The sequence below is a fragment of the Chryseobacterium sp. Leaf394 genome (assembly GCF_001424105.1).
Lineage (GTDB): Bacteria > Bacteroidota > Bacteroidia > Flavobacteriales > Weeksellaceae > Chryseobacterium.
The window spans coordinates 71,730-97,867 of the sequence record NZ_LMQH01000014.1 but is presented as its reverse complement, the minus strand read 5'-3'; the positions used below and the strand labels follow the sequence as shown (position 1 = coordinate 97,867).

Genomic DNA, 26,138 nt, shown 5'->3' with positions numbered 1-26,138 from the left:
GAACTGAGCTGAAACTTTATTTACATAAAATATTTTCACTGAAAAAAATAAGAATTTCCTTTAAGGAATAGTCTTTGCCTTAATCATACTGATCAATTTTTCATTCTGAAAATATTGATTCTAAACCAAATCACACTTTTAAACACTCAAATTATGCTAAAAGAACTAAAATTTTTCTGGGAAACCGTCAAAGAAACATTTACTGAGTACAATAGTTCATCTGCTTCCAATGATTCAGCGAGTTTGGCTTATTATGCTATTTTTTCAATTCCCGGATTGTTGATTATTATCATTTGGCTTGCAGGATATTTCTTTGGTGAAGATGCAATTCGTGGGCAGATAAGTACTCAAATCAGTGGAATGATGGGTGCAGACGCTGCAAAAAGCGTAGAAGAAATGATTGCCGGAGCGCTCATTGATAAAGAAAATATCTTCATGAAAATTGTCGGTATCGGATCGTTGATTTTTGGTGCAACAACATTATTTTTTCAGTTACAGAGATCATTAAATAATCTTTGGGATGTAGAAGCTGCGCCTAAAAAGGCCTTGGTGAAATTTTTATTGGACAGAGCGAACTCTTTAGGAATGATTCTGATTTTAGGGTTTTTGCTTGTGATAACTATGGTTCTTACTTTAGTAATCAGTATCTTAAATGACTTTATTGCCAGAACAATTGGTTTGGAAACGTACTATATTATTGAAATTATTAACTTCACAGTAGGCTTTGGAGTTACGACATTGTTGTTTGCATTGATGTACAAAGTTCTACCTGACGTAGAAATCAGCTGGAAATCAGTTTGGAAAGGAGCTATGTTGACTTCTGTTTTGTTTACTTTAGGGAAATTCCTACTGAGTCTATACTTCAGCGAATTTAAACCAACTTCAGCATTTGGTACCGCTGGAACCGTCATTTTGGTAATGCTTTGGATCAATTATTCATGTCTTATGATTTTCTTCGGCGCTGAATTTACAAAAGTGTATACCTACAAAAAAGGTTACAGAATAGCTCCATCAAAACACGCCAAATGGAGCAGCGCAAAATTATATAAAGACAGCCAAGTCAAAAATGAAACTCCCGCTGTTTAATCATAATAAAGCCTCTCAGAAATTCTGAGAGGCTTTTGTTTTACATTCTGTTGACGGTTTCTATTCCTAGAAGTGACAGAGATTTTTTTATAGTCAATGCTGTGAGATTGGATAAATTCAAACGGAACTGTTTCAGATTTTCATCTTCAAGTTTTACGATAATATTGCTCTGATAAAATGAATTATACGTTTTCACCAAGTCATAAAGATAATTTGCAACTAGCGCCGGGCTCAATAATTCAGCTGCTCTTTCAACAACGGATTTATAATTTGCCAACTGCATAATTAATTCTTTCTCGTGCTGATTTAAATCTACCTCAGTAACTGGTTTGTTCATATAATTGGCTTTCATCAGTAAAGAATGAATACGGGCATAGGTGTACAGAATAAATGGTCCTGTATTTCCGTTAAAATCAATACTTTCTTCAGGATTGAAAAGCATTTTTTTCTTTGGATCAACTTTCAGCATGAAATACTTCAGTGCTCCCATCCCGATATTTTCGTAATTGATATTCTTTTCCTCTTCTGTAAAGTTTTCAAGTTTTCCTAACTCTTCAGATTTAGATTTTGCAATATTAAACATATCCTGCATCAATTCATCTGCATCAACTACAGTTCCTTCACGCGACTTCATTTTCCCGTTCGGAAGTTCGACCATCCCATAAGATAAGTGATACAACTGATCTGCCCATTCATATCCAAGCTTTTTTAAAACTTTAAATAAAACCTGGAAATGATAATCCTGCTCGTTTCCTACCGTATAAATTAATTTCTGAAGATTATTTTCTTTAAAACGCTCAACCGCAGTTCCCAAATCCTGAGTCATGTACACAGAAGTTCCGTCTGAACGAAGCAACAATTTCTGATCTAAACCTTCATCCGTCAGATCACACCAAACCGAACCATCTTCTTTCTGATACAAAACACCTTTATCCAAACCTTCCTGAATAAGATCTTTTCCTAAAATATAAGTATTGCTTTCGTACTGAACCTGATCAAAATTTACTCCCAGTCTTTTATAAGTTTCACCAAAACCTTTGTAAACCCAGGAGTTCATTTCATTCCACAGATTTCTTACTTTTTCTTCGCCGTTTTCCCAGTCGAGAAGCATTTGTTGGGCTTCTTTCATCAAAGGAGCATCTTTCTTAGCCTGCTCTTCGGAAACTCCCTGCTCAGCTAAAGCTGCAATCTCTTTTTTATATTCCTGATCAAATTTCACATAATAGTTTCCTACAAACTTATCCCCTTTCACATGATCAGTTTCCGGAGTTTCGCCTTTACCAAATTTCTCCCAAGCCAACATCGATTTACAGATATGAATTCCTCTGTCATTGATAATCTGACTTTTGATCACATCATAACCGGCTTCCTCAAGAATCTGAGCCACAGAAAAACCTAACAGATTATTTCTGATATGCCCTAAGTGAAGCGGCTTGTTGGTATTTGGTGATGAATATTCAACCATTACAGTTTCATTTTTCTTTTCAATATTCGAAAACTGTTCTGAAACTGTTTTAAACTGATCAACGAAAAACTGATTTTTAACTTTTACATTTAGAAATCCTTTCACCACATTGAAGCTTTCCAATAATTCAGTCTGCTCCGTTAATGCCTGACCCAATTCAACGCCAATACCTTCCGGACTTTTCTTCAGTTGCTTCACTAGAGGAAATGTAACGATGGTAAAATCACCTTCAAACTCAGTTTTATTCTCCTGAATTTCAAGTTTTATATCTTTTAGCTGATAGATATTAAGAATTACCTCTTCCAGCTTTTGTTCTATGATATTTTTAATATTCATTATTTATCGTTTGAAATACAAATATACGGAAATAAAAAAACCGCCCGAAGGCGGTTTACAGTATAATTTAAGCTTTGCTAAAATTAGTTTTGGTTCCAGAAAGGAGTGTACTGATTTTTTGTAAATACCTGTGCACTTGTGATATTTGGAACGTTTGCAGCGTTTGCAGCGTATTCAGAGAAAGGATATACCAGTCTATACGGCTTGTTTGCCTGCTGTGAAGTAGTAGCCATAGGAGTATATGGAAGTCCAGTTCTGTTATACTCGATGAACATTTCTGTAGGGTTAACATTCGTTAATGCAATCCACTTCTGCGTCATAATCGCTTCAATTTTCTGAGCATCAGTTCCAGTCCATCCAAGACCTGGTCTAGTAACTATTGCAGCAACATAAGAATTCATTGTAGCAGCAGGAACTCCTATCCATACACCGCTAGCAATTACACCAGTGTTAAATTTAGTCTGTGCAGAGTATGTGAAAATAGTTGGATATCTTAATGCTGCTTCAGCCTGAAGCAATTGACTCTCAGCCAAAGACATCAGTACACCACCTCTTGCATTAGCGAAGTCAATAATATCTGCATTACTTCCCGGAACATTAGCTCCTACAAAATTACCTAAAGCAATCTTAGAGGTATTAGTATTCGCTGGTACTCCAGGTTGTCCAGGAACTGCACCTTGTCTAATACCTTTAAGTCCTGTATAAGCTGCACCGTTGTAATAAGTACCTCCGGCAACGTTTGTAAACAATCTAGCTCTACGAGGATCCCCCAAATTATTAAATTTGGTCATATTCGGATCGTTCAAAATAAGATTTCCCTGCATTGCGTTAGCAAAGTGCTCAGAAACAATTACTAAAGAATAGTTTTGAACTGTAGTCTGTGAAGCATTCATTAGATTGTTAAGAAGAAAAGGATTCAGTGAATCATCATTACTTCCGTTGTACCCAGGGTTTACAGTAACATCACCATCAAGCTCGTTAATAAAATTAGCAGAACTTAATGACTGTAATTTGGTATTTCTATACGTAGCTAGATCACCAGTTACTTTAGACATTCTGATTAACATTCTCAATTTAAGAGTATTTGAGAACTTCGTCCAAAGATCCATATCGCCTCCGAAAACTACATCCTGTGCACCAGGTATATCACCCTTACCTGCAGCAATTAGTGCATTTGCGTCCTCCAAATTCTGAATAAGATTTCTATAGATATCAGAATCATTATCGTATTTTGGTGTAAGATTTTCCTGCCCTCTAAATGCTTCTGAATAAGGCACATCACCATATAAGTCTACTATATACTGCATATAGTAAGCCTTCATAATTTTTGCTATAGCAATGTATTGATCATACTGATTAATTGGATTAGGATAAGCCTCCACCTGAGCAAAATTTGCAATTCTTGGATAAAGACCCCAAATACCAGTATAGAATGTATTATCTACTGTGGCTAAGTTGAATTCTCTTGCAAAAGGACCACCGAAACTATACGAGTTTCCCGCCCAGCTGTTCATCATTAGATTACCAAACTGCATCATTGTGCCTGCCTGAGTTCTGTGTGCCTGAGAAATCGCCCCAGGAATGATAAGATCTGGAGTAATTTTTTCAGCTTGCACTGAATTTGGATTTTCATTTACATCCAGATATTCATTAGAACACGAAGCCGCTGTAAGGCTTAATGCTCCTGCCAATATGGCTGTTAAAAATTTATTATTTTTCATTTTGTCGTCGAATTAAAAAGTTACATTTAGATTGAATCCGTAGTTTCTAATACTAGGATATTGTCCTACGAAAGCAATACCACCGGCATTTCCATTCGTAGAAGCTGTTTCAGGATCTGCAAAATTTCTATTATCTTTAGCATAAATAAAGAAAGGATTTCTCGCATATACACCCAATGTTAATGAATTAACAAATGTATTTCTAAGAATCGATTTAGGAAGGTCATAGCTTAAAGCAATTTCTCTAACCTTAAGAGCCGTTCCGTCGATTACATGTTCTTCTCCAACTGTCTGGAAGTTACCAAAGGCAAAGTAGTTTGTAACCCCGCCATAAGATCTGTCATTACCAACAGGAGTGGTATTAGCAACATATTGACCTCCAACTAACTGAACAGAGTTTGGAACTACATAACCTTGTGATCTGTCAAATTCAGCAGTTTTTTCCAAAGATCCTGTGAACCCCATAGTTCCTTTGGAGAAAGCAACAAAGCTATTTCCGGTTCTATAATCCGCAGTTGCACTTAAAGTGATTCCTTTAAATTTAAAAGAAGTATTAAATGCTAAGATATAATCTGGATTTACTTTTCCTAAAATTTCTAATGTAGAAGTTGCAAGAGGATTTCCATTAGCATTTACGATAATATTTCCATTTGGATCTCTCTGATATTTTGTTCCTTTGATCATTGGGAAATCTTCTCCTTTGATTGCATAAATACCAACTGATGGAGTTCCATTTCCGCTGTAAACTGCAAGCGGTGTTTCTGTAGAATCATCCGCCAGTGAAAGGATTTTGGTTTGGTACGTAGAGTAAGATCCTCTAAGTTTCCATTCGAAATCTTTAGTTTTTATTGCAGTAAGCCCCAAATCAACTTCGAAACCTTGGTTTCTGCTATCCCCAATATTATCAACTATACTTGTGATACCAGAAGGTGAAGAAGTAGTAACAGAAGATATTAAATTATCAGTATCATTTCTAAATACCGAACCTTCCAAAGTAATTCTGTCTTTAAAGAATCCTAACTGAATGTTTGCTTCTTTAGATGCCAAAAATTCTGGTTCTACATCCTGAGAAAACAGAGATGTTGTAGGCAGGTACGAAGATAATGTTCCAAAAGGGAATCCTGTTGGGAAATTTCCTATTCTATCTAAACCATATGTAGATACAGTAGCTGAGTTACCAACTCTACTGAAAGACGCACTTACTTTAGCATAGTTAAGGACATCACCCTTCAGACTTGGAAATGCTTTTGTTGGGATAAATGATGCTCCAAAAGAGTAATAAGGATATCCCTGGTTGGTCAATGGTGAGACATTACCATTAATATCCACAGCATTTAAACTTAATGCAGAACTCTTTTCGTATCTAAAAGTTCCATTCACGAACAAATAATCTTTGTATCCTAAATCTAAGTTGGCAAACCATGCAAATGATCTTCTTCTATTCTCACCACTGTCCAAAGTTGATGGCTGATCTGGATTAATAACGTTTCTGATGTTATACCAACCTCCAATCTGAAGATTTTTACCACCAACCTGAGTCTGAGAGCTAGAGTTATCCTGAATATTGTGACCAACATTCAATTTCATATTGATATCATCGGTAAGATCATAATCAAAATTAGCCATCAAATCGCCATAATATCTGAACGATGAACCAACAGTTTTATAATAGCTCGAAACGATAGGCTCCGGTCCGAATTCAAGTGGAGAATGACCATCTAAATAAGTTCCTGTATTGGCATAAATCCTATCATAAGCGAAAGCATCCTGATGACTTTCCGAGATAAACGAATTTAATATTCCGGTACCTGCGTAGGTAAATGAGATATTATTATTCACCTTGTACTCTAGATTCATAGTAGCAGACATAATTCTGCTTTTATCGTCAAATCTGTTGTGATCTATCGTCCAATATGGGTTTGTAGTATACATTGAAGCTCCGGCATCTGGCAATGAATTTCTAAATTGTCGGATATTAAGGTTGGTTGGAGTTTGGATTAACTGACCATATAGATTAGAATTCGTCTGAGTAGTGCGCAGATCTAAATAATTAACGCTGGCATCAATTCTGAATTTACCAAGTTGTCTACCCGCTTTTAATAGGAAGTTATTTCTTCTTAAATTATCTTTCTCTACAACGAAATCATTCTCCTGTCTGTTAACCGACAAGAAAACGTAAGCATCTGAACTTCCTGAATTAACAGAAAGACCATTTTGCCATAATACTCCGGTTTTGAAGAAATCTTTAATATGGTTATCTCTTGGAGAGAAAGTTCCTGTAAGAAACTGATCATTTGCCTGAGGCAAACCTTGAAATAGATTTTGACCACCTAAAGCTGAACTATATGAAGGCCCCCAGTTTGAGTTTTCATAAGGTACCCAGTTTGCACCGCCGTAATCTGTAGTATCGAATGCATCACCCGGCCAACCTTGTCCATATACCTTTTGATATATAGGAAGCTTATAAACAGAAGAGAAATCTACAGAATTAGTTAGAGTAAATGCCAGTCTTTCGTTTCGTGATCCTTTCTTAGTGGTTACAATAATAACACCATTACTTCCCTGCTCACCATAAAGTGCAGCACCTTGCATACCTTTGATAACGTTCATATTATCAATAACTTCTGGCGGCATATTTTGTAAGATTCCTAAAGTTGAAATAACACCGTCAATTACAACCAACGCCTGGTTATTACCTGAGATTGATCTAGGACCTCTCAAAACAACTCTGGTAGTAGAATTTACCGAGTTATTTGTAGTATTAATCTGTAAACCAGAAACTTTACCAGTTAAGGCCTGAATAGCATTAGGGTTATTTGCCTGAGTAATTTCTGCATTGTTAACAACCTGATTGGTTGTAGTTACCGCATCCTGTCTTTTCTTTAAACCTAAAGCTCCAGTTACTACTACCTCTCGGATGTCAGTAGTCTTTACAGAATCACCTGGTGTTTCCTGTGCACTTACCATCGCGAAAGAGGAAGTAAGCACTACTGCTAAAACACTTGTAGTTAATTTCTTCATATTTAAATTGATTATTTTTTACTAAATGCAAATATGTGAAACTTTCTTAAATTAAACAAATGTTTTGTTAAAAATATTTAACACAACGTGCAGATATTATAATAATTACAAATTTTTTACAAATATACTGTCAAAGTGTTATCATTTTTATGATTTTAATAATAAAGAAATTGATTATATATTTGCACATACAATAAAGTTGTGTAAATGAATCAATTGATTAAAAAGTATTCTCAATATGTGGAAGCCGGCTGCGATGAAGTTGGGAGAGGCTGCCTGTGCGGACCGGTAGTGGCTGCAGCAGTAATCATTGATGATACTTTTGAGCAGAATTTAATTGATGATTCTAAAAAGCTGAATTTTAAAACAAGGCTGGATCTTGATTCTTATATAAAGGATCATGTGAAATGCTACGCTATTCATGAACTTCCTCCATCGCATATAGATGAATATAACATTCTAAATTCCAGCATTCATGCCATGCATGGGGCTTTAGATAAATTAACTATCAGACCTGAGTTTATTTTGGTGGATGGTAATAGATTTCATCCCTATAATTTTATTCCGCATGAATGTATTGTGAAAGGAGATTCCAAAATACTGGCGATTGCTGCCGCATCTGTTTTAGCAAAAAATTACCGGGACCGACTGATGATGGAACTACATCATGAATTTCCGGAATACGGCTGGAACACCAACTTTGGATATGCCACAAAACATCATCAGCAGGCACTCGTACTACATGGCCCCACGATACATCACAGACAGTCTTTCAGATTGAAGTATGATTGAATTTAATATGAACATAATATTAACAAATTATTAAGCCAAAAAATATTATTTGAAACAGATCTAAATAAAAAAGGGAAGCATTTACTATGCTTCCCTTTATATTTTACAGTACCAGATTACTGTTATTTTCTGTTTGATTTCTGTTGACCCTGAGCTTTTTGCTGCTCCTGAGCCTTCTCCATCATTTCCCTCATTCTTTTCTGAAACTTGCTTTCGGTTTTCGGCTTTTCCTTGTTAGCCTGAATCTGTGCATGAATTTTCTTTTCATCTAAAATCAGGTATTTAATCACCAAAATAATTAAAATGTTAATTGCATTGGATACGAAATAGTACCACGATAAACCTGAAGCAGATGTGTTAAGGAAGAACAGGAATGTAATTGGGAAGATGTACATCAATACTTTCATATTCGGCATACCTTCCTGCTGTGGCTGCTGCATGTTACCTGAAGTCATTACAGTATAAATTAATATCACAACTGTACACGCGATCGCAAATACACTTATATGTTCTCCTAATAATGGCACATTGAATGGCAATTTAATCAAATCGTCATAAGCCGTTAAGTCTTTTGCAAACCAAAAACCTTCGCCTCTCAAATCAATAAAGTTGGGGAAGAAACGGAATAATGCGTAGAAAATCGGGATCTGTACCAACGCCGGAAGACATCCCGCCATTTGATTTACACCTGCCTTTCTGTAAATTTCCATTGTCGCCTGCTGCTTTTTCATTGGATCTGCGTCTTTCAGTTTGGCAGTTGCCTCGTCGATTTCCGGACGGATCACTCTCATCATCGCACTCAACTTATGTTGTTTGTACATGATTGGTGAAAGGATCAGTTTAACGATAATGGTCATCAGGAAAATCACCCAGCCTGCAGACAATCCCCACTCTGCGATGAAATTGTACATCGGCATGAAGAAATAACGGTTCATCGCTCCGATAAACGACCATCCTAAAGGTAAAATTTCATCAAAATTTTTGTCGTAAGACTTTAATAATGGTAAATCCAACGGCATAAAATACCAGGTAAAATCCTGATTCAATTCACCTCCGTTCATTGCTACAAAACCTTCAAAATTCAGCTTTTTAAGATATTCTCCTTCGTCGATGGTTTCCTGATTTCCTTTGCTGTTGGTGAAACCTGTTTTAGATTCAATTACGGAAGAGAAAAACTGCTGCTTTACACCAATCCAGTTAAGGGTTTCTTCATCTTCAGACATATCTGTTCTCCCGTCATAGTCATAATCCTTGTAATTATTAAACGCGTATGAAAACTCTGAATGAGACTGCTCCTGTGCTCTACCCTTTTCAAGATTTCTTACATTGTAGTCCCAGATAAAATCTGCTTTGTTCTCAGAAGAAATTTTAGATAAACCCTGAGTTCTAACTTTAAAATCTACTGTATATTTAGGCAACAGCGTATAGACGAACTGAACAATGGCTCCGTTTAGATTGGCGGTCATCGTTGCTACATTGCCAGCAACTGAAGGAGTAAAAACTAAATCTTTAGTATTGATTAATTTCCCTGTTTTGTCTTTAAACTGAAAACCATAGTTTGAATTGTTTTTTGTAATCAGATAAAGCGGAAGATCTGCAACGTCAGTCTTTTGGTTGTAAGCCTTGAATTTTGCAAGCTCCACTTTAGAAACCTGACCTCCCAGACTTGAGAATTCAATTTTAAGCTCATCATTGGCAAGATTTGCACTTTGAATTGCTCCCGGAGTTACATTAGAATTAATTTGAGCTGCCTGAGTCTGCTTCACAGCGCTTTTTACCTGTTGGGTTTTTTGCTGCTCAGCTTTTACGGTTTCTTCTTTCTGCTGTTTGTCTTGAAAATAAAACATAAAACCGAAAAGAATTAAACATAAAACAGAAAAACTAATCATCTGACTTTTATCGAGTCCTTTGTTCTGTTGCATTTTATATTGATTAAAATTTTTAAATTTAATGAAGAAGCAAATGTGCCCCTTTTTAGAGTCGACAAAAATACTCTTTTTTTATCAAAACTCTATACTATAATATGTTACTATATAATAAACTCAGGCTGAGAATAATCAGTCTGAGTTTATCTATGACGTCTGTAATTTCAGAATTACTTTATTTTGCCGCACATGCTTTGATGAATGCTCTGAATAAAGGATGCGGACTTGCCACCGTACTCTTGTATTCCGGGTGATACTGTACCCCAACATAGAATGGGTGATCAGTCATTTCCAGTGCTTCTACCAGACCTGTTTCAGGGTTTGTACCTGTTGCTGCAAAACCATTATCTTCAAATTCTGCGATATAATCACTGTTGAATTCATATCTGTGGCGGTGTCTCTCTGAAATATGCTTGCTTCCGTAGATTTCATTTAATTTTGAACCGTTCTTCAATGAACATTTCCATGCTCCTAGACGCATTGTACCTCCTTTGTCTACAACATTTTTCTGTTCTTCCATCAGAGAAATTACAGGGTGTTCTGTAGATGTATCAAATTCCATTGAATTGGCTTTTGTATAACCTAAAACATTTCTTGCAAACTCAACGGTCATAATCTGCATTCCAAGACAAATTCCCAACATCGGAACTTTGTTTTCTCTTGCATACTGAGCGGTAAGAATTTTACCTTCAATACCTCTGTCACCAAATCCAGGTGCAACAAGGATTCCGCATACACCATCTAAACTGTCTTTGATGTTTTCTTTAGTCAAATCACCACTGTAAACCCATCTTATTTTCACTTCTGTTTCAAGATCAGCACCTGCATGCTTGAAAGCTTCTGCAATTGAAATATAAGAATCCTGAAGTGAAATATATTTTCCAACCAAAGCAATCTCAACAGTTTTCTTAGGATTCTGGAATTTTTTAAGGAACGTTTTCCAGTCTTTTAAATCTGCTTCTTTATCGCTTTTTAAATCTAATTCTTTAAGAACAACATCGTCAAAGTTCTGTTTCTGAAGGTACATCGGAACTTCGTAAATCGTTTCCAAATCTTTACATTCGATCACATTATCCAAAGGTACGTTACAGAACTGAGCCAGTTTTGCTCTCTGATCTTTCGGGATTTTATGCTCGGTACGGCAAACCAGTACGTCAGCCATAATTCCGCTTTCCATCAGCTGACGAACCGAGTGCTGAGAAGGTTTTGTTTTCAATTCTCCGCTTGAAGCCAGATAAGGCAGCAAAGTCAGGTGAATCACCATAGAATTTTTCTCACCTAATTCCCATTTCAGCTGACGTACAGTTTCAATGTAAGGCAAAGACTCTATATCTCCAACAGTTCCGCCGATTTCAGTAATGATGATATCGTAGTTCTGCTTGGAAAGAATTTTAATTCTGCGTTTGATTTCGTTCGTAATATGAGGAATTACCTGAACTGTTTTCCCAAGGAAGTCTCCTTTTCTTTCTTTTTCAATTACAGTCTGGTAAATTTTCCCTGTGGTAACGTTGTTGTTCTGAGAAGTCGGCGAGTCAAGATAACGCTCGTAGTGACCTAAATCCAGATCCGTCTCTGCACCATCTTCGGTCACGTAACATTCTCCGTGCTCATAAGGATTCAAAGTACCCGGATCGATATTGATATAAGGATCAAGCTTTTGAATTGTTACATTGAAGCCGCGTGATTTTAGCAGTAGACCAAGAGAAGCTGAAACGATTCCCTTTCCCAAAGATGAAGTTACACCTCCTGTCACAAAGATGTACTTTGTATTCTTTTTACTCATTAGATTAGGTTTGTGCAAAGTTAGGACAAAAAGAAAAGCAAAGCAATTTTGTTACACTTTAAAATACGAAATGAAACAAAAAAGGTTTCCAATACTGCTATTGAAAACCTTTACCCAAACCAAATTATATAATATGAAAACTATTATTTTTTTACTAATTCGAAGTATGCATTTACTTCAACTTCTTTTGCAACACCGGCTCCGGTAGGATCATATTTAATGTTGTAATCCAAACGGTTTACTTTAAATTTTGCCTGAATACCTGCAACTTCTTTTCCCTGCTGATTTTTTGTAATTCCTCCAAAAGTTACAGGAATACTCACTTCTTTTATAACGTCTTTGATAGTTAATTTACCTTTCAGTGTGTAGGAATTATCTTTTCCTTTTGTAACCGAAGCACTTTCAAAAGTCATTTCCGGAAATTTGTCTGCATCAAAAAAATCTGCAGTTCTTAAATGCTTGTCTCTCGGCTCTACTCCGGTATTCACAGATGCTGTATGCACTGTGAAGCTAAACTGAGCATTATCCAAATTGTTTCCTTCAGTTGTCACTTTTCCGTCAAACTTATCAAACCGGCCCTGTACAAAACTGATTCCCATGTGCTTGATATTAAAATTCACAGATGAATGCATTGGATCTACGGTCCATCCTGTCTGAGCAAAAGTGAAGATGCTGACCAAAGCGAAAGCAAAACCTAACAGTATTCTTTTCATTTTTAAAAAATTTATACTGACAAATGTAGTATTAAGTTTCAGTACGAATCATTGACCTATGTTAAGATTTTTTATTTGATGAAATTAATCGGTTTCCGAAATAAATCATAATCAATACAATGACAGAATTTAAATAGATAAGTAAGCTGACCTGAGAATCGTCACTCCTGCCAAAAGGATAGAAACCGGAAATGATCAGACTTGTGAGGTAAATAATTTCAAATAAAACTGCCATTTTCTCCACTGAATTATAGTTTCTTTTAAAAATTAAAACTGTAATCCATGCAATAATGGCTGTAATACAGCATTCTGCCAATATTAAAAAAGGGAACATTCCGAAACTTCCGCCGGGCAAATCTAAAACCGATAATGTAACGATGCTCAGTAAAAAATTCAGAATTGACATCGAGACAAAAACCTGGGCACTTTTAAGCAAAACATTTTTCATCTCCTAAAATTAAGAAAATTTCAAAAAAAATCTTCAACTTCGCAGTATGGCAAAACTTAAAACAGCATATTTCTGTCAGAACTGCGGTTCACAATATCCACAGTGGACAGGGCAATGTAAAAACTGTCTTGAATGGAACACTCTGGTAGAAGAAATTGTAGAAAAAAACTCATCTAAAACTCCACCGTTTTCGAAATCAAAACAGCACGTCATCAACATCATCGAAGTTGAAGCCGTGGAAGAACCGAGGATAAAAACACCATCTGATGAGCTTAACCGCGTTTTGGGAGGAGGAATTGTTTTAGGCTCAGTCACTTTGATAGGTGGAGAACCCGGAATCGGTAAGTCTACTCTTCTTTTACAACTTGCCCTGAAGATGAAAAAGAAAATTTTCTACGTTTCCGGTGAAGAGAGTGCGTCCCAGATCAAGATGAGAGCCGACCGTTTGGCTGAAATCAAAAACCCGAACTGCTTTCTGTACACGGAAACTTCATTGGAAAAAATTCTTCATGAAGCCAAAAAGCTGGAGCCTGATTTTGTAATTATTGATTCCATTCAGACATTACAGTCTCAGCTGATTGAAAGTTCGCCGGGAACCGTTTCACAAATCAGAGAATGCTCCAATGAAATTATAAAATACGCCAAAGAAAACAATGTTCCGGTATTTTTAGTCGGTCACATCACAAAAGACGGACAGATTGCCGGACCAAAAGTTCTGGAGCACATGGTTGACGTGGTTTTAAATTTCGATGGCGACAGAAATCATCTTTTCAGACTTTTGAGAGCCAACAAAAACCGTTTTGGATCGACGGCAGAAATTGGTATTTATGAAATGGTTTCACAAGGTTTAAAAGAGATTAAAAATCCTTCTGAAATCTTAATTACCAAAAAATCTGAAGAACTTTCCGGAAATTCAGTGGCCGTAACTCTGGAAGGAAACCGACCGATGCTTCTGGAAATTCAGGCGCTGGTAAGTACGGCTGTCTACGGAACTCCACAAAGAAGCTGCACTGGTTTTGATTCTAAAAGATTAAATATGCTTCTGGCAGTTCTGGAAAAAAGAGCAGGTTTTCAGTTGGGTGCAAAAGACGTCTTTCTGAACATCACCGGCGGAATAAAAACAGACGATCCGGCTTTGGATTTAGCGGTTGTCGCTTCCATTCTTTCATCCAATGAAGATATTGCCATTTCAGAACATTACTGTTTTGCGGGAGAGATTGGTCTTAGCGGAGAAATCCGTCCGATTGCTCAGGCGGAACAGAGAATTACAGAAGCCGAAAAACTGGGTTACGAAAAGATTTTTATTTCAAATTTAAATAAACTTCCAAAGAAGAAATTCGGGATTAAAATTGAGGAAGTGAGCAAAGTTGAAGATTTTCATGAAAGACTTTTTTAATATTTTAACCGCAGTTTAGATTTTTAGCTTTAAATAAATAAACAAAAATAAAAAGTATGAACTTCCTCGCCCACTCTTTTCTATCATTTTCCGACGGACAGATTGTCGGGCAGTTCCTGGAAGACTACATCCGGAATAAAGACCGTTTTTCTTTCCCGAAAGACATCCAAAACGGAATTACGATGCACCGCGCCATCGATACTTTTACAGATTCTCATCCTGCCATTCATGAAGCCAAGAAAGTTTTCAGTCCGCTGGTGAGATTATATTCGGGTGCCTTTGTGGATGTTTCGATGGATTATTTTTTAGCTAATGATTTAACAGTTAATTCATTACAAGGCTGGAAATCACACTCGCAAAATGTTTACAAAGTTTTAAACCGGCACCTCCATTTATTTCCTGAAAATTTTAAAACGATGCTTTCAAGAATGGAAAGTGAAGACTGGCTGTACAATTACCGTACAGACCGCAGCATCGGCTTCAGTATGAAAAATGTTTTACACAAAGCGAAATATTTAGATAAGGATATTCCCGTTTTTGAAGCGTTTTCAGATAACAAAAAATTCCTGAAAGAATGTTATGACCACTTCTTTCAGGAACTATACTTACATGCGAAACACACCAATGATGTGATGACTCAGTTTTAGATTTAAATCGAAATTTCAGTCAATTTTTCAAAACATTTTCAATATACAACATATCCTTCGACGGGCTCAGGATGACATGTCCGAAAATATCTTAAAATCTATACCCAATTGACAAGCCGCTTCTGAAGCCAGCCCACGGGCCGTCAACTTTTATTCTTGCACCTTCGGTATTGGTCTCCACAGTGTAATCTACAAAAGGTACGTCGAGATCTTCGATTTCTTTTTTAAGTTGAGCCTGCATTTCAGGAGTCAGGAAAATGTCGCTGGTAAGGGCAAAGTCACCTTTTCCGGTTCCGTAATGGGCTCCGGCAATCCAAAAATCAAGGACTAAACTTTGGGCTTTATTTAGAAAAAACTGAGCTCCAACCATCAAACCTCCGCTGTGGCCGCCCGCTTCCCCTTTTCCCATCAAAGGAATCGGATAGACAATGCCATTTACAGGCTGAAAATTGTAGTAAAAATCAAAATCATTGGATTCTACGCTGGAATAACGGTAATACGGAGCAAAATAAAATCCTTTTCCATAGCCATGACCGATATAGAATCTTGGTTCTAATGTAAAATTGGTCGCTTTAATTTCCAGATTCTGGAACTGTTTTTCGTCCTCATCATTCAAAAAAGAATTGATGAAGGGAACTTTTCCTTCGGGCATTGTCCCAAATCCTATCGTCAGAGAAAACCATTGATTCAGCGATCTTTCATAGGTGAGGTTAAAATTCCTGAAGGCATACGCCGTGACATTGGTTTTAACGATATTCATCTTTTCCGGAACCTCAGGAGCCGGCGGAATTGGACTTTCGATCTGTGCCTGCACGAATGGCATAGCGCTTAAGGCAATAAGCGAGATAATTTTTTTAGTCATAGCTGGTGATTTTGGTGTGAAAAATTTATATCAAAAAGCAGGCAAAATATATTTATTTTTTGATCAGCTTTTTTGTTTCAGATAAAGTACTATTCTTGTCAGCAGTGATAAAGTAAACTCCTGAAGGAAGATCAGATACCTGAATTTCGTCTGCTTTTCTGCTTTGTTTTAAAACTTTTCCCTCTGCATTGTAAATCACAACATTGGCATCTTCAGAATTTCTGAAATGCACAACATCTGTTGCAGGATTTGGATAAAACTCAAATTTGCTTTTCAGTTGAATATCTTTCACGGCAAGATAAATCTCATTTAATCCCTGTGCTACATTACTGTTTTGCGGAGCATTTGTTCCTATGGTAATTACTGCATTTGTGGTAGTAAACAACGGTGCTTTATGTGCGCTGTCGTAATATGCGTAGGAAGTATTAACTACTGTTCCGGCAGGAAAACCAAAAACTGTCATAGCAAAATTCTGCACAGATTTCACCCTCAGCACATTATTATAAGTTTTAGATCCTATAAGCAGTGTTCCCCATGCATCAGCAGAGATATTAATATTACCGCTTACATTACCGTTGAAACCCTGTGCTGAAAAAGTACCTGACGCCGTATCATTTTCGTTGAGTCCATAATTGGTAGGATAACTGATAAAAGTACCATTGTTTGCGCTGAGATTTATAGTTGCATCTGCAGTTACCAATGCTGTAATTTCAAGTTTCGCTGCAGTCTGTTTGTAAAAAACGGTGGTTCCGCTGTTCACATATTTCAATGTAGATCCGGGGTATAAGCCGATTTCGGCAGCAGTTGGTGCAGAATATGTCCCAGGACTTACGCCTCCCTGAGTAAGTGTGGAATTATTAAAAACTGTATTCGCACCTGCTGAAGAATGATCTGGCGTTCCGTTTAAGCTCACGTAATTGTTGATATCACCCACAACCGGATCGTGAAATGCTTTGGTAACCGTAGTCTGGGCGTTACATAGTGAAACACACAATGTTAACGAAAGTAAATATTTTTGCATAGTGTAAAATTTTATCTAAAATTACGCAAAAAACTTACCATAATCCGATTTTCTTTAAGATTTCCTTAACAACCTTTAAATTTAGCTTAAACAAGTAATTTTGTTTATTGTAAGTTACCTGATTTTGCAAAAATGTTCTGATTTGCCGATTTTTTTAATCTTTAAAAAAATTATTAAAACAAAAAAGCTTCGTTCTAAAAAACTTTAGTTTTTGAATCTAGCTTTCAATGTAATAAACTGACTAAATCGCAAAGCGATTTACTTTGTGGCGATTAACTCTTTAAATTGAAACTTTAAAAGGTTATTTTTCCCTGCACGCACATTCGTGATGTTTATGCAGATATTTAATGGTTGCTTTACAGATTTTTTCGAGAGAATCAACATTGATATCAGCCAGTTTTTTGACGTAAATACATGCTTTTCCCATCTTATATTTTCCAAAATCATCCAGCAGATGTTGATTATCTTCGGTGGGCGAATAGATGTAAAGTGAAAATTCTGCTTTTCGTGGCGAGAATCCGATGAGCGGCATATCGCCTTCGTGCCCGCTGTCGTATTTGTAATGATAACTGCCAAATCCGATGATGGTAGGACCCCACATTTTCGGTTCAAAACCAGACCATTCGCTCATGAGTCTGATGAGTTCAAAACTGTCCGTCTTTTTCTGTTCATTTTCTACGTAGGAATTGATGAAGTCTGTGACGCTGACTTGGGTTTCTGTGGTTTTGTTGGGTTTAGCCATCGTATAAAAATTTCTTTAAAAATAATAAAAATGTAAAAAGTACTAAATGGTAAAATCACAGAGATTTAATTCAGTATTTTTTATTTATTCAAATTCTTCCTGGCTGTCACTTTACCCTTTTGGTCCCATCTGATGTACTCTCCGCTAAAAATAAATGGATATATTTTATCACCTAAACCGGAGTCATAAATATTTCCGTTTTCATTGAAGAGTAGCCCGTAACTTTCCTTCTTTCTTAATGTTGTGATGTTTTGACTGTTATCTCTAAACTCTTTATTGTCATAATAGGTAAGCAGCTTTATTGCTGTACCATTTTTATATTGTACTGAATAAATTTCATCAGGATTATCAGCATAATAGATAATTCCTGTTATCGGTGTGACATTTTGAATTCCATTTTCTACGTCGGAATGATAATAATTCATGATCCGTTTTCTGACCAGCGTTGCAGAATCTGTCAGTTTTTTATCAAGTAACTCACTTCTGCCAAGGTTCACAGAATCATTTTCGTATGTTATTATTTGATTATTACTTTTGTCAAAGGTGTATCTTCCTCTGAATAAGAGTTCATTTTTTAAATTAAATACTTCTAATAGAGTTTGGTTACATCCATTCTCTATTTTTACATATTGAAAATTATCAGGATTGTCGTCCTTTAGTTTTATATAACCATTAAACGGTTTCATATCATGCTTTGTATACAGACAGTGATTTGAAGAATACATATTTTTATAATCAGAAGCCAGCACTTTCTCCTGTGAAAATGAAAATATCCAAAAGACACTCAGAATTAAAGTAATTAAATATTTCATAGCAGTGATTAATCTTCAATCGCTTCAATCCCCTGTTCTCTAAGTTTTTCCAGATGATCTTTCATCATCTTCAGCTGTTCCGGTGAGTGGCCTTGCCAATCTTTAACTTCTCCGACGACTTTAAAAGGATGTTGTGAACGGTACGATTTTGTGGGATTTCCCGGAAACTTTTTGTCTGTAACATTGGGATCGTCTTCAATTGCTCCGGTGGGTTCTACGATGTAAATTCTTTCTTTTTCTTCACCGAATGCCAGTTCTGCTCCCCAGGTTGCTGCATCCAGTGTTTCAGAAAGATAGATGTATTTTGATTTTCTTTTTGAACCGTAATTGGAAACAAAGCCGACTTCAATGAGGTCGCCTGTTTTTAGATTAGCTTTTGTGCCGTGGTAGTATACTGGAGACTCTGACAATGTATTCATTTTTAAAGATTTAAATGTAAATTAAATAAAGCCTAAGTTTAAATTTAAATACTCATTTTTGGTTCGACTGTAAATCAATTCCTTATTGTAAAAATAAATAAATTTAAGAAATGTGCTCCGCTGTTTTCTAAGCACTTTTCGCCAACCTCACCACCTGATAAACCGCATGATTTTCTAATGCTAAAGATCTTACAATTTCCGGTACTGCCTGCATATGAGCTTCACATAGATAACCGGAATTAAGTTTCCTGATAACTTTACAGTGTTCTGAAATGATTTTCTTTACTTTTTTATCCCTTTTATACAATTCCACATAAACCAGATATTTGCTGTCCGAATAATCTTTCGGAGTTGCGGTGTCTCTGATGTATTTTTCTAAATCTTTTTTGGGCATTCTGATTATTTTTAATTAAACCTATTTTTCAGTCTACTTCCTTTTCAAACTTATTATTAACTGCAATCAATACAGATCCGCTTGCTAAAAACACTAAAAGCATTATTAAACTGTTCACCAGCACTTTCCCCAAACCGAGTTCTGTAACATTGAGGAATGGATATGGATACCAATTGGTTACTGAGCCCCGAACCAATGAATAAATCAGATATGACAAAGGAAAGATCAACCAGTACAATCCGTTTTTCCAGCTCAGCTTAGTTTTTGTAACCAGAAAGAGCCAGTACAGAATATACAGAACCGGAATCGCAACATGAAGCATATTATCTAAAAACAACTGCCATCCTGTAGGTTTCCAGATCCCTCTCAAAACCGTGTTGTAAACAATAAACACAATGAATATGTACAGTGCAACCGCCGTTTTTACAGACAGCCTTGAAAAAAATTGACCTAACTGAGTTTTCGGGAAGAAAGCAGAAAACGTAAGGCTTACCGCTATTAAAGAATTACACAAAATCGTAAAATAGCTGATGACATTGGCGAAAGTATCTGTCGAAATATAAAACTGAAGAATGACGCAAAACCACGTCACCAAAGCAAGCAATGCAGCGAAAATTGTATGGGTTTTTGCTTTCATATTTTGATGATTATTAATTTAGTGCATTTCAAATTTAATCATAATTGGAATGGGATTTTGTTTTTTTCGTTTATAATTTAAATAGTATGAAGTTGCTATGAATGTGAGCGATAAAAAGTCACGGATTGCAAATCCGCGACATCGTGGTTTGTTATTAAGATAAGATTGCTTCGTACCTCGCAATGACGTTACAATTGCATTCCTCGCATTCCAAATTTCAATACATCATCATTGATTTATTTACCAGAAAGCACTTCATCACTAAGATCCGCAACCTGAATGCTTTTAATAGCTGATTTGGTTGAGGAGGCTGTACTTCCGCCGATGATGTATAATTTATCATTATATATCTCAGCAGCAGCATGTCGTCTGGGAATCATATCATTGGATGATAACCTATGCAACTTATTGGTTTCTGTATCAAAATAGGCCAGGAAATTTTGATTATTATAACCGCCGGCAATAAAAATCTTATTACCGGATACCGCTAATGAATGACCAGATATCGCAGCAGGCATCGTATATTGATCAGTCCAAAGATTTTTTTTGAGGTCATACACATTGACCAAGCGTGATGATGTACCGTTAAAACCACCGATAACATAGAGCTTATCATTCACAATTTTGCCCCTTGCTTCTCTGGCGGTCGGCATATTCGGTAAAGTGTGCCATGTGTCTGAAGCAATGTCATAATACTGAAACCTGTCAGAAAATACTGTGGTGGCGGCATTGTTTAGCCCACTTCCTCCGAACGTGTATATTTTTCCATTATAGATGGCAGAACCAGCATTTCCGGTGTAGGCACGGTTAACAGCTCCTTTCGTTTTTTGATGAGTTTCAAGGTCTATAATTTCAAGATGACTGTTTCCCCAACCGTTAAAAATATAAATTTTATTACCGTAAGTCTCCGAATTGGCAAATCTTTTAGGAATCAGACTAGAGTTGATTATACTCCAACGGTTATTTTTAATACTGTATTTCTCAATAATAGTAGCATTGCCATCCACATCTTTATACCCATTGCTCACATAGATGTTGTTACCTGCAATGGCACTGGTTACAGCTCCTCTGCGCATAGACATATCCGCGAGATGTTTAAAATTTAAGGTCTGTGCATTGGCTAAACACAAACCGAAAAGTGAAAGGAGGAATAATTTTGTTTTCAATGACGTTGAGGTTTGCTTTAATTGATTTTCTGTGTAGAGAAATATTTTAAATATAGGGAAAAGTGGCGGATTACAAATCCGCGACATCGGTTTTTTTGTGTTTTATTGCTCAAAGTCGGGAGACATTGAGCAGCGGAAAAGTGCCAATACAATGTTAGCCGAAGTTTTTTTATTTACTACATTCAAGAGAGTTACCTTCTTCTTTGTATTGGTCAATAAGATCTCTATAAAATTCCATTAAACTAAGTGTGTTCTCAAGATAAACTCCATTAGTTTTTTTTAAACTAAATGCTCTTACCGAATTTTTTTTATTCTGTGACCATAAATAAACATCAGGGTAAGCTGAAATAAAAAAATCATCATAAATAAAACTTACTTTGGAAATTTTATTCATTGAGGGAGACTCTAGGTTATTCGGATGATTACCTCTCCTTTTATAGATAAGGTTTGCTTCCATAATAATTGGATTAATATCGTCTAATTTATAAAGATATAAAGCATGATAGTGCAATCCATCTTCTTTATCCGTATTACAAATTACTTCTAACCAATGTTTTAAATATTTTTCTTTCTGAGAATCTGTAACATTATCCTTCACATTATCATAACTAGTTTGTTTTTCAGCTATAATATTTAAATCTTGTATACTGGTGTTGATACATTTTTCAATGAGACTCATTTCGTTAGTAAAAGGATATGTTACATTTTTTCCAATTTGAGTTGTACCATCGTTTCTAATAAATTTAGAATAAATCACTTTTGTATTATCAAATTCAAGTTTCAATCCAATATTTAATTCTCCCAAAATTTCTGATTTTTTATAACAAATATTTCTTCCATCGTCATACTTAATAATCATGTTTAAATCTTCTTCAATAAATTTAGTAAAATTTGGAAATTGCTTTCTTAGACCGCCATTATTATTGTTTAAATTACGAATCTTTTCATTGTCATTATTATTACTTATGAAAACCCATATAATAAAAATTGCTACTAATATTATAATTATTGTCCACATGTATTACGGTATTTAATTTATCTAAATTTTTTCTAACTTGTATATACGCAAATCACACCTTCGCATATCCACCTGAAATTAGGGAGATTGGCAAATGTTTGTTTCGCTTTATTTTTCTCAAAGATATTATATTTAATCATTAAAAATACTTTCTATTTTATAATAAGATTTCACAAAAAAACCGCCCAGAAAATCTGAACGGTTTTACATTTGTGAGTACAAGCGTGACAATTACATCGGCGTTGGGAGATATTCTATTATTTATATTTTGTCAGTTTAATGAATATGATTCCACTGAAATTTAAAATTATTGTTATCTTTTTACTCATATCCGATGTGTTCATTATAACGATACTTGCAGAAAGTTGGATATTGTTTTTTTCTATAATCGTAAATTCATTTTTTTCATGTAATATGCAATGTGTATAGAATGGCTTATGCTCGGTTTCAATATTTGTATCTAATTGAACATTGTCGTTTGTAATTGTCAATTTATGATTATCATTGTACCATATTCCTAAAAAATCTTATTTAGTAATCATTTAAATGTGGAAATAAAATTTTAATATTAGGGTTATAATTATTGAGACTGTGATTCCTGATACAAATAGAATATAGTCTCTGTATTCGCTTCTTTTTTCACCTCTCGACATCATCTCTTCAAAATATGGAACTGCTTCAATTGGAACTTTTTGAAGCGTTTCTACTTTTTCTTTTAATTGTTGTTCTTCTCCAGAAAGAGTTTCGAGCCTTTGTTCTAAAAATTCTATTCCTCTTTGCTTTTCTTTCATTAATTCATTAAACTCATTTGTTGCTTTTTCTACCTCCAAAAATGCTTTATCTAAAGTTGAGATAGTTTCACTGAACCTCTGTTTATACGATTTTTCATTTATTTCAACTTCAAAAAACTTTGATAGAAATTTATTAAGGGAATACTTTTTTTCATTCTCATTTAATGTTTTTAAATATTTTTCTATGATCTTTTTTAAAATAGGAAATAAAGCTCCAAGAAAAGAAGCTAATAGTGCAGATATAATTTCAATTCCCATTGTTTTGATTAAATTTTATAGTTATAAATTAATTTTATTTACTTTGATTTATGTGCGTAAAAAACCGTCCAGAAAAAATCTGAACGGTTTATATATTTAAAGCATCGGTGATGACTACATCATTCCTGGCATTCCACCTCCCATTGGCATAGCAGGTTCTGCGCTCTTGATCTCAGTGATAACACACTCAGTTGTTAACAGCATTCCAGAAACTGAAGCTGCGTTTTCAAGGGCAACTCTTGTTACTTTCGTAGGGTCGATGATTCCTGCTTCAAGCATATTTACATACTCGTCAGTTTTTGCGTTGTAACCGAAATCTGCAGTTCCTTCTGCAACTTTAGCAACGATTACAGAACCTTCACCTCCTGCGTTGGCAACGATTTGTCTCAATGGCTCTTCGATCGCTCTTTTAACGATTTTAATACCTGTAGTTTCGTCAGCATTGATTCCTGAAAGGTTAGCCAAAGCTTCAATAGCTCTCACCAAAGCAACACCACCACCGGCAACGATACCTTCTTCAACAGCTGCTCTTGTAGCATTCAATGCATCATCAACTCTGTCTTTTTTCTCTTTCATTTCAACTTCAGAAGCTGCACCTACATAAAGTACGGCAACACCACCAGCTAATTTAGCCAGTCTCTCCTGTAGTTTTTCTCTGTCGTAGTCAGAAGTAGTTGTTTCCATCTGAGCTTTGATCTGGTTTACTCTTCCTTTGATCTTGCTTTCTTCACCACCACCATTTACAACCGTTGTGTTGTCTTTGTCGATAGATACTTTTTCAGCAGTTCCCAACATATCCAAAGAGATATTTTCCATTGTGAAACCTTGCTCTTCAGAAATTACCTGTCCGCCAGTTAAGATAGCGATGTCTTCCAACATTGCTTTTCTTCTGTCACCGAATCCCGGAGCTTTTACAGCAGCAATTTTAAGAGAACCTCTTAATTTGTTTACCACCAAAGTTGCCAAAGCTTCACCTTCAACTTCTTCAGAGATGATCAGTAAAGATTTTCCGCTTTGTGCGATTGGCTCAAGAACCGGAAGCAATTCTTTCATTGAAGAGATTTTTTTCTCAACTAAAAGAATGTAAGGATTTTCAAGCTCAGTTAACATTTTCTCAGGATTTGTCACGAAGTAAGGCGACTGGTATCCTCTGTCGAACTGCATACCTTCCACAACGTCTACTGTTGTATCGATACCTTTAGCTTCTTCTACAGTAATTACACCTTCTTTACCTACTTTTCCGAAAGCTTCAGCGATTAATGAACCGATCGTTTCGTCGTTGTTTGCAGAAACTGAAGCTACCTGCTTCACCATTTCTGTAGAATCACCTACTTCTTTAGACTGCTCTTTAAGGTTCGCAACAACAGCCGTTACAGCTTTGTCGATTCCTCTTTTCAAGTCCATTGGGTTAGCTCCTGCAGCTACGTTTTTAAGACCTTCTCTGACGATAGCCTGTGCTAAAACAGTAGCGGTAGTAGTACCGTCTCCTGCGATATCATTTGTTTTGGAAGCAACTTCTTTTACCATTTGCGCTCCCATATTTTCTACTCTGTCTTCAAGTTCGATTTCTTTTGCTACAGAAACACCATCTTTAGTAACGTGAGGTGCACCAAAAGATTTTTCGATTACTACGTTTCTACCTTTTGGTCCTAAAGTTACTTTTACTGCATTAGCCAATGCATCAACTCCTCTTTTCAGAGCGTCTCTTGACTCGATATCGAATTTTATTTCTTTTGCCATATTTTTTGCTTTTGGCGAATGGCTGTCAGCTTTTGGCTTTTAGCAATTCGCAAGTTTTGATTTAATTTTTAATTTTATTACAGCTTCTATGCTGCTTAATTTTATTTTTTAGCTATCAGCAATTAGCCATCTGCTAAAAGCTAATTTCCGTTGAGCCTGTTCCAAAGGGCGACAAGCTTCTTTTAAAGTATAGTTAATTCTTCTGAAAGGTTTTGGAAATCTTCTTCTGAAAGATATTCCAGATCTTTAGAAAGTATTAGTTGGTTTTCGGCTTCGTTGGATGATCCTAGTGCGATGTTAATGAAATTTGCAAATTCTTTATCTGAATATCTACCGCTTCCTTCCGAAATGTTGTATCCTATGGAAGCAAAAGATCTTCTGATTTGAGAAGTTACACCAAAAATTTCTTCTTTAGGAAAGCCTTGGCTTGACTTATAAACTTTTAAAGTTAATTTATGGCTCAGTTGCCAAACTTCAAATTTTTTAAAATCTCTCATTGTCTATTTTCAACGCTGGAAGGCCATCTGCCATAAGCCAATAGCTATTAGCTTAACCTATTACTCCTAATAAATCAGACTCCTTAGCGATGATGAAATCTTTTCCCTCCAATTTTAATTCAGAACCTGAATATTTTCCATAAAGAACTTTGTCTCCTACTTTTACAGTTGTAGGCTCGTCTACTTTACCTGGACCCACTGCTACTACTGTACCTTCCTGTGGTTTTTCTTTAGCCGTATCCGGGATAATAATACCTGAAGCTGTTTTGGTTTCTGCAGCGATAGGCTCGATAAGCACTCTGTCTGCTAAGGGTTTAAAGTTTACTGACATAATATATTTGATTTTTTAATTAATTCTGTGTTGAAATTGTCTAATTGTATGCCAAGAGACAGATTTAAATATTTTGGCAGATTTTTAAGTAAGAGTGGAAATTTTGGCAGAAAAAAA

At 35.8% G+C, this 26,138-nt stretch carries 24 protein-coding genes; 4 read left to right on the top strand and 20 right to left on the bottom strand.

Features of this window, described 5'->3' with window-relative positions; translation table 11 throughout:
- The first annotated feature begins 153 nt into the window (after window positions 1–153).
- Complete coding sequence (locus ASG21_RS18335; RefSeq protein WP_056084172.1) at window positions 154–1,086, top strand: YihY/virulence factor BrkB family protein; 933 nt, start codon at window positions 154–156, stop codon at window positions 1,084–1,086.
- 40 nt (window positions 1,087–1,126) lie between these two features.
- On the opposite strand, the gene argS is transcribed toward ASG21_RS18335, so the two are convergent.
- From argS to ASG21_RS18320, 3 genes are all read right to left on the bottom strand, one after another.
- The gene (gene argS, locus ASG21_RS18330) at window positions 1,127–2,887 is read right to left on the bottom strand and encodes an arginine--tRNA ligase (RefSeq protein ID WP_056084168.1); all 1,761 of its coding nucleotides are present in this window, start codon (window positions 2,885–2,887) and stop codon (window positions 1,127–1,129) included.
- An 83-nt stretch (window positions 2,888–2,970) separates the two neighbouring features.
- Window positions 2,971–4,608, bottom strand: a complete 1,638-nt coding sequence (locus ASG21_RS18325; RefSeq protein ID WP_056084165.1) for a SusD/RagB family nutrient-binding outer membrane lipoprotein — start codon at window positions 4,606–4,608, stop codon at window positions 2,971–2,973.
- Between the two features lie 12 nt (window positions 4,609–4,620).
- Window positions 4,621–7,629, bottom strand: coding sequence for a SusC/RagA family TonB-linked outer membrane protein (locus tag ASG21_RS18320; RefSeq protein ID WP_056084162.1), 3,009 nt, complete (start codon window positions 7,627–7,629; stop codon window positions 4,621–4,623).
- A gap of 207 nt (window positions 7,630–7,836) precedes the next feature.
- Here ASG21_RS18320 and ASG21_RS18315 point away from each other — a divergent pair, with 207 nt between their 5' ends.
- Window positions 7,837–8,421, top strand: coding sequence for a ribonuclease HII (locus ASG21_RS18315; RefSeq protein WP_056084159.1), 585 nt, complete (start codon window positions 7,837–7,839; stop codon window positions 8,419–8,421).
- Window positions 8,422–8,543: 122 nt separating this feature from the next.
- Here the strand turns inward: ASG21_RS18315 and yidC are convergent, their stop codons facing one another.
- From yidC to ASG21_RS18295, 4 genes are all read right to left on the bottom strand, one after another.
- On the bottom strand, window positions 8,544–10,343 hold the full coding sequence (gene yidC, locus ASG21_RS18310) for a membrane protein insertase YidC (RefSeq protein WP_056084155.1): 1,800 nt from the start codon (window positions 10,341–10,343) through the stop codon (window positions 8,544–8,546).
- A 178-nt stretch (window positions 10,344–10,521) separates the two neighbouring features.
- Window positions 10,522–12,129, bottom strand: a complete 1,608-nt coding sequence (locus ASG21_RS18305) for a CTP synthase (RefSeq protein WP_056084152.1) — start codon at window positions 12,127–12,129, stop codon at window positions 10,522–10,524.
- Window positions 12,130–12,272: 143 nt separating this feature from the next.
- Window positions 12,273–12,842 carry a YceI family protein gene (locus tag ASG21_RS18300; RefSeq protein WP_056084150.1) on the bottom strand — a complete coding sequence of 190 codons (570 nt, stop codon included), beginning with the start codon at window positions 12,840–12,842 and terminating at the stop codon, window positions 12,273–12,275.
- A 61-nt stretch (window positions 12,843–12,903) separates the two neighbouring features.
- Entirely contained in the window at window positions 12,904–13,290 is a 387-nt protein-coding gene (locus ASG21_RS18295; protein WP_056084147.1) for a hypothetical protein, read from the bottom strand.
- Between the two features lie 46 nt (window positions 13,291–13,336).
- Between ASG21_RS18295 and radA the strand changes: the two genes are divergently transcribed.
- A complete protein-coding gene (gene radA / locus ASG21_RS18290) occupies window positions 13,337–14,686 on the top strand; it encodes a DNA repair protein RadA (RefSeq protein ID WP_056084143.1) in 1,350 nt (449 codons plus the stop codon).
- Window positions 14,687–14,742: 56 nt separating this feature from the next.
- Entirely contained in the window at window positions 14,743–15,333 is a 591-nt protein-coding gene (locus ASG21_RS18285; protein WP_056084140.1) for an ACP phosphodiesterase, read from the top strand.
- A 91-nt stretch (window positions 15,334–15,424) separates the two neighbouring features.
- On the opposite strand, the gene ASG21_RS18280 is transcribed toward ASG21_RS18285, so the two are convergent.
- From ASG21_RS18280 to ASG21_RS18215, 13 genes are all read right to left on the bottom strand, one after another.
- Entirely contained in the window at window positions 15,425–16,195 is a 771-nt protein-coding gene (locus ASG21_RS18280; RefSeq protein WP_056084137.1) for a hypothetical protein, read from the bottom strand.
- 52 nt (window positions 16,196–16,247) lie between these two features.
- Entirely contained in the window at window positions 16,248–17,216 is a 969-nt protein-coding gene (locus ASG21_RS18275; RefSeq protein WP_056084135.1) for a T9SS type A sorting domain-containing protein, read from the bottom strand.
- Window positions 17,217–17,517: 301 nt separating this feature from the next.
- Window positions 17,518–17,958 (bottom strand): DUF1801 domain-containing protein, encoded by a 441-nt coding sequence (locus ASG21_RS18270; protein ID WP_056084132.1) that lies wholly within the window; start codon window positions 17,956–17,958, stop codon window positions 17,518–17,520.
- 80 nt (window positions 17,959–18,038) lie between these two features.
- Window positions 18,039–18,770, bottom strand: coding sequence for a hypothetical protein (locus ASG21_RS18265; RefSeq protein ID WP_056084128.1), 732 nt, complete (start codon window positions 18,768–18,770; stop codon window positions 18,039–18,041).
- A gap of 8 nt (window positions 18,771–18,778) precedes the next feature.
- A complete protein-coding gene (gene arr, locus ASG21_RS18260; protein WP_056084125.1) occupies window positions 18,779–19,189 on the bottom strand; it encodes an NAD(+)--rifampin ADP-ribosyltransferase in 411 nt (136 codons plus the stop codon).
- 127 nt (window positions 19,190–19,316) lie between these two features.
- Window positions 19,317–19,583 (bottom strand): hypothetical protein, encoded by a 267-nt coding sequence (locus tag ASG21_RS18255; protein ID WP_056084123.1) that lies wholly within the window; start codon window positions 19,581–19,583, stop codon window positions 19,317–19,319.
- A 28-nt stretch (window positions 19,584–19,611) separates the two neighbouring features.
- Window positions 19,612–20,220, bottom strand: a complete 609-nt coding sequence (locus ASG21_RS18250; protein ID WP_056084119.1) for a Pr6Pr family membrane protein — start codon at window positions 20,218–20,220, stop codon at window positions 19,612–19,614.
- 236 nt (window positions 20,221–20,456) lie between these two features.
- On the bottom strand, window positions 20,457–21,473 hold the full coding sequence (locus ASG21_RS18245; RefSeq protein WP_082482472.1) for a kelch repeat-containing protein: 1,017 nt from the start codon (window positions 21,471–21,473) through the stop codon (window positions 20,457–20,459).
- Between the two features lie 82 nt (window positions 21,474–21,555).
- Complete coding sequence (locus ASG21_RS18240; protein ID WP_056084116.1) at window positions 21,556–22,404, bottom strand: hypothetical protein; 849 nt, start codon at window positions 22,402–22,404, stop codon at window positions 21,556–21,558.
- Window positions 22,405–22,946: 542 nt separating this feature from the next.
- The gene (locus ASG21_RS18230; RefSeq protein WP_056084111.1) at window positions 22,947–23,453 is read right to left on the bottom strand and encodes a hypothetical protein; all 507 of its coding nucleotides are present in this window, start codon (window positions 23,451–23,453) and stop codon (window positions 22,947–22,949) included.
- 114 nt (window positions 23,454–23,567) lie between these two features.
- Complete coding sequence (groL, locus tag ASG21_RS18225) at window positions 23,568–25,193, bottom strand: chaperonin GroEL (RefSeq protein WP_056084108.1); 1,626 nt, start codon at window positions 25,191–25,193, stop codon at window positions 23,568–23,570.
- Window positions 25,194–25,375: 182 nt separating this feature from the next.
- Window positions 25,376–25,690, bottom strand: coding sequence for a four helix bundle protein (locus tag ASG21_RS18220; protein WP_056084105.1), 315 nt, complete (start codon window positions 25,688–25,690; stop codon window positions 25,376–25,378).
- A 52-nt stretch (window positions 25,691–25,742) separates the two neighbouring features.
- Complete coding sequence (locus ASG21_RS18215; protein ID WP_056084102.1) at window positions 25,743–26,021, bottom strand: co-chaperone GroES; 279 nt, start codon at window positions 26,019–26,021, stop codon at window positions 25,743–25,745.
- Between the last annotated feature and the right edge of the window lie 117 nt (window positions 26,022–26,138).

Bases quoted from the DNA above. Each gene is read 5' to 3' on its own strand.
- ASG21_RS18240 (WP_056084116.1), bottom strand. From the start codon at position 22,404: ATGTGGACAATAATTATAATATTAGTAGCAATTTTTATTATATGGGTT.
- radA (WP_056084143.1), top strand. From the start codon at position 13,337: ATGGCAAAACTTAAAACAGCATATTTCTGTCAGAACTGCGGTTCACAA.
- arr (WP_056084125.1), bottom strand. From the start codon at position 19,189: ATGAATACATTGTCAGAGTCTCCAGTATACTACCACGGCACAAAAGCT.
- ASG21_RS18285 (WP_056084140.1), top strand. From the start codon at position 14,743: ATGAACTTCCTCGCCCACTCTTTTCTATCATTTTCCGACGGACAGATT.
- ASG21_RS18215 (WP_056084102.1), bottom strand. From the start codon at position 26,021: ATGTCAGTAAACTTTAAACCCTTAGCAGACAGAGTGCTTATCGAGCCT.
- ASG21_RS18275 (WP_056084135.1), bottom strand. From the start codon at position 17,216: ATGCAAAAATATTTACTTTCGTTAACATTGTGTGTTTCACTATGTAAC.
- ASG21_RS18335 (WP_056084172.1), top strand. From the start codon at position 154: ATGCTAAAAGAACTAAAATTTTTCTGGGAAACCGTCAAAGAAACATTT.
- yidC (WP_056084155.1), bottom strand. From the start codon at position 10,343: ATGCAACAGAACAAAGGACTCGATAAAAGTCAGATGATTAGTTTTTCT.
- ASG21_RS18280 (WP_056084137.1), bottom strand. From the start codon at position 16,195: ATGACTAAAAAAATTATCTCGCTTATTGCCTTAAGCGCTATGCCATTC.
- groL (WP_056084108.1), bottom strand. From the start codon at position 25,193: ATGGCAAAAGAAATAAAATTCGATATCGAGTCAAGAGACGCTCTGAAA.
- ASG21_RS18220 (WP_056084105.1), bottom strand. From the start codon at position 25,690: ATGAGAGATTTTAAAAAATTTGAAGTTTGGCAACTGAGCCATAAATTA.
- ASG21_RS18300 (WP_056084150.1), bottom strand. From the start codon at position 12,842: ATGAAAAGAATACTGTTAGGTTTTGCTTTCGCTTTGGTCAGCATCTTC.
- ASG21_RS18315 (WP_056084159.1), top strand. From the start codon at position 7,837: ATGAATCAATTGATTAAAAAGTATTCTCAATATGTGGAAGCCGGCTGC.
- ASG21_RS18245 (WP_082482472.1), bottom strand. From the start codon at position 21,473: ATGTCGCGGATTTGTAATCCGCCACTTTTCCCTATATTTAAAATATTT.
- ASG21_RS18305 (WP_056084152.1), bottom strand. From the start codon at position 12,129: ATGAGTAAAAAGAATACAAAGTACATCTTTGTGACAGGAGGTGTAACT.
- ASG21_RS18265 (WP_056084128.1), bottom strand. From the start codon at position 18,770: ATGAAATATTTAATTACTTTAATTCTGAGTGTCTTTTGGATATTTTCA.
- ASG21_RS18230 (WP_056084111.1), bottom strand. From the start codon at position 23,453: ATGGGAATTGAAATTATATCTGCACTATTAGCTTCTTTTCTTGGAGCT.
- ASG21_RS18295 (WP_056084147.1), bottom strand. From the start codon at position 13,290: ATGAAAAATGTTTTGCTTAAAAGTGCCCAGGTTTTTGTCTCGATGTCA.
- ASG21_RS18320 (WP_056084162.1), bottom strand. From the start codon at position 7,629: ATGAAGAAATTAACTACAAGTGTTTTAGCAGTAGTGCTTACTTCCTCT.
- ASG21_RS18255 (WP_056084123.1), bottom strand. From the start codon at position 19,583: ATGCCCAAAAAAGATTTAGAAAAATACATCAGAGACACCGCAACTCCG.
- ASG21_RS18250 (WP_056084119.1), bottom strand. From the start codon at position 20,220: ATGAAAGCAAAAACCCATACAATTTTCGCTGCATTGCTTGCTTTGGTG.
- ASG21_RS18325 (WP_056084165.1), bottom strand. From the start codon at position 4,608: ATGAAAAATAATAAATTTTTAACAGCCATATTGGCAGGAGCATTAAGC.
- ASG21_RS18270 (WP_056084132.1), bottom strand. From the start codon at position 17,958: ATGGCTAAACCCAACAAAACCACAGAAACCCAAGTCAGCGTCACAGAC.
- argS (WP_056084168.1), bottom strand. From the start codon at position 2,887: ATGAATATTAAAAATATCATAGAACAAAAGCTGGAAGAGGTAATTCTT.